This is a genomic window from Staphylococcus pasteuri (genome assembly GCF_030547725.1).
Classification (GTDB): domain Bacteria; phylum Bacillota; class Bacilli; order Staphylococcales; family Staphylococcaceae; genus Staphylococcus; species Staphylococcus pasteuri.
Genome location: NZ_JAUOQO010000097.1, coordinates 1 through 348, shown reverse-complemented (window position 1 = coordinate 348; position 348 = coordinate 1). Strand labels below are relative to the sequence as shown.

Below are 348 nucleotides of genomic sequence, written 5' to 3'. Positions count from 1 at the left end.
AACTGGCAGACGCACAGGACTTAAAATCCTGCGGTGAGAGATCACCGTACCGGTTCGATTCCGGTCCTCGGCACCATCTTTAAATAGCGCCCGTAGCTCAACTGGATAGAGCGTTTGACTACGGATCAAGAGGTTATGGGTTCGACTCCTATCGGGCGCGCCATTTTTAAAGTTAATAACTACATACGGGAAGTAGCTCAGCTTGGTAGAGCACTTGGTTTGGGACCAAGGGGTCGCAGGTTCGAATCCTGTCTTCCCGACTTCTTAAATAATGGGGGCTTAGCTCAGATGGGAGAGCGCCTGCTTTGCACGCAGGAGGTCAGCGGTTCGATCCCGCTAGTCTCCACC

Annotated in this window: 3 tRNA genes; all 3 read left to right on the top strand. The window is 52.6% G+C overall.

Features of this window, described 5'->3' with window-relative positions:
• Positions 1-86: 86 nt before the first annotated feature.
• Positions 87-163: transfer RNA gene (locus Q4528_RS12955), tRNA-Arg, on the top strand.
• A 23-nt stretch (positions 164-186) separates the two neighbouring features.
• Positions 187-260, top strand: a tRNA-Pro gene (locus Q4528_RS12950).
• Positions 261-273: 13 nt separating this feature from the next.
• Positions 274-346 (top strand) — tRNA-Ala (locus Q4528_RS12945).
• Positions 347-348 lie beyond the last annotated feature (2 nt).